Genomic DNA, 2,786 nt, shown 5'->3' on the forward strand with positions numbered 1-2,786 from the left:
AACCGGCGACAAACTGGTTGGACGGGAAGTCATAGAGTTCAAGGGGGCTGCCCGTTTGTTCGACACGACCGTCGCGCATGACGACGATTTTGTCGCCCATGGTCATGGCTTCGATTTGGTCGTGAGTGACATAAATGGACGTGGTTTTCAAACGCTGGTGCAACTCCTTGATCTCGCTGCGCATGGCCACGCGGAGCTTGGCATCGAGGTTTGACAAAGGTTCGTCAAACAGGAATACCTGAGGGTCACGGACAATCGCACGTCCCATCGCCACACGCTGACGTTGCCCCCCCGAGAGCTGCCGTGGATAGCGGTCCATCAAAGCCCCTAGGGCCAAAATTTCCGCGGCTCTTGAGACTTTGCTGGCGATGGTTTGCTTGTCCATCTTGGCCAGAGTTAGGGAAAATGCCATGTTTTCGCCCACAGTCATGTGCGGGTAAAGAGCATAGTTTTGGAACACCATGGCGATGTCCCGTTCTTTCGGTTGCAGATCGTTGACCCGTTTATCGCCAATCTGTATGTCTCCGCCGTTGATCTCTTCCAAACCTGCAATCATGCGAAGCAAAGTGGATTTTCCGCAGCCGGAAGGCCCCACCAAAACAGTGAAAGAACCATCCGCAATTTCAATGTCTACGCCATGCAAAATGGGTACTTGTCCAAAATTTTTACTGACAGACTGGATGCTGACGCTTGCCATTCGAGAAGTTCCTGAAAAATTGCCACAAAAACCGTAGATCTCATGGTGAATGATGACACTGTGGTAAAACTTTAACGACCAAAACGCGATGTAACCATAGGGGTATCTACGGTGCTCTTTGAGCGATGTGGTTCGTTAAGTCATATCGTATGATCATTACTGGCATGTGACTTGGCTGTAACGTATGCGACATATTTGGCTAACAATCCAGAAAATCAAAAGTTGCAAATGTTTTCAGAAGCATTCAGGGGTCATGGGTCATCTTATGATTGGGTCATATGCAATTTTCTACGACCATCAAAAACATGCATGGCCATACCTTGGATGGATTGGGCTTGGACATTGTTTCTGGCCGCTATTCGGCGATCGGCGCGTTGCCTCCTGAGCCTGTTTTGTGCCAACAATTGGGGGTCAGCCGGACTGTGATTCGCGAATCCGTGAAATCGCTGGTGGCCAAGGGTTTGCTCTCCACCGGGCCGAAAGTGGGCACCCGTGTCATGCCCGATGCGCATTGGAACTGGTTTGACCCTGATGTGGTGAACTGGCAGGCCCGCTGCGGCTTGACGCCTGAATTTTTGAAAGACCTGCAAGAGCTACGCCGTGTGGTGGAGCCTGCTGCCGTGCGCTTGGCCGCTGAACGGGCTACACCAGAAGATATTGCCAACATCGAGGCTGCTTATGCTGGCATGAAGCAGGCAGTAGAAGAGGGGGGGGATTACGTCACACACGATTTACGCTTTCATGCTGGTTTGCTGCAGGCCTCTCACAACCGCATGTTGGTGCAAATGAGCAAGGCCCTCAACGCGTTGCTGCGCACAAGTTTCGAAATCTCTACCCGCATTCAAGACGGTACCAAGAACTCTTTGCCTTTGCACCGGGCGGTGCTCAACGCTGTGATTGCGCGCAACCCGGCCAAGGCAGAGCGGGCCGTTATGGTGTTGATTGAAGGGGCCCGCAATGACATCGATCAGGTGTTGACCTCTCGGCGCAAGTTGCCCGTTGTTTCGGGGGCGGCCACCCCCATCAAATTGAAAACCAAATTGGCCAAACGCCCAGCCAAGACGCCCGTCTGAGTTCAGCGCTTTGGACCTGAAGTCAGCGATCTACGGGGCGTCTTCGCTTTGTCTTGTTGGGTCCGCGATCGGGCGCGGCGGTGCAACCAAGGGCGGTGTAGTGGCTTAGCCACGCCCCACAAATGGCATGTTGGTGGCCATCACGGTGGTGAACAAAATGTTGGCCGACAGCGGCAAACGTGCCATGGTCATGAAGGTCTCGACCACGGCGCTCATGTCCATTCGGGGCTCGGGCTTGATGGTCAGGTCGGCTTGGTGCACGCCTTTGGCCATGCGCTCGGTCATGTCCGAGGCCACGTTGCCAATGTCAATCTGGCCTACAGCGATGCTGTAAGGGCGGCCGTCCAAAGACGCGGCGCGGGTCAGGCCCGAGATGGCGTGTTTGGTGGCGGTGTAGGCAATCGAGCCAGGGCGCGGCACATGCGCCGAGATGGAGCCGTTGTTGATGATGCGGCCGCCCTGTGGACTTTGCTCTTGCATCAGCTTGAAGGCATACGACAGGGTGTAGAACGCGCCGTTCAGGTTGATGTCCACAGCACGACGCCATTCGTCGCCCGACAGGTCGCCCGGCAAGGTGTAGGGCAGTGAGATGCCCGCGTTGTTGAACACCAAATCGAGGCGGCCAAAGCGTGCGCGGATTTGCTCGAACAAGGCTTTGACTTCGGGCTCTTTGGACAGGTCGGTCGGAATGGCATGGGCATTGCTGGCGTTGGGGCCTGCTTCGGCCGCCGCCGCAGCCAAGGCATCGGCGCGCCGCCCAACCAAAACAACTTGCCAGCCTTCTTTGAGCAAGGCGAGGGCGCAGGCTTTGCCAATGCCAGAGCTGGCACCGGTGACGAGGGCGATTTTGGACATGGTGAGAACTTTCTAAAGAGGTCTGGAAACCGCCAGATTTTCAGGCGTTTTGAAAAGAAATCTGTACTTTGAGTGACTGGCTTTTGTCGGCGGCCAGGTCAAAGGCCTCGATGGCGCGCTCCACCGGCAACGCGCACAGCATGGGATGGGTCCGGTTCAGG

At 55.5% G+C, this 2,786-nt stretch carries 3 protein-coding genes; 1 reads left to right on the forward strand and 2 read right to left on the reverse strand.

Features of this window, described 5'->3' with window-relative positions:
• Positions 1-697: ATP-binding cassette domain-containing protein (locus tag Q0341_RS13950; RefSeq protein WP_299514527.1), on the reverse strand; the 697-nt coding region annotated here is incomplete at its 3' end.
• A gap of 278 nt (positions 698-975) precedes the next feature.
• On the opposite strand from Q0341_RS13950, the gene Q0341_RS13955 reads away from it, so the two are divergent.
• A complete protein-coding gene (locus Q0341_RS13955) occupies positions 976-1,770 on the forward strand; it encodes a FadR/GntR family transcriptional regulator (protein WP_299514530.1) in 795 nt (264 codons plus the stop codon).
• A 105-nt stretch (positions 1,771-1,875) separates the two neighbouring features.
• Here Q0341_RS13955 and Q0341_RS13960 read toward each other — a convergent pair whose 3' ends face one another.
• Positions 1,876-2,625, reverse strand: a complete 750-nt coding sequence (locus Q0341_RS13960; RefSeq protein ID WP_299514533.1) for an SDR family oxidoreductase — start codon at positions 2,623-2,625, stop codon at positions 1,876-1,878.
• Positions 2,626-2,786 lie beyond the last annotated feature (161 nt).

The organism is uncultured Limnohabitans sp., assembly GCF_937889215.1.
In the GTDB taxonomy this organism is placed as follows: domain Bacteria; phylum Pseudomonadota; class Gammaproteobacteria; order Burkholderiales; family Burkholderiaceae_C; genus Limnohabitans_A.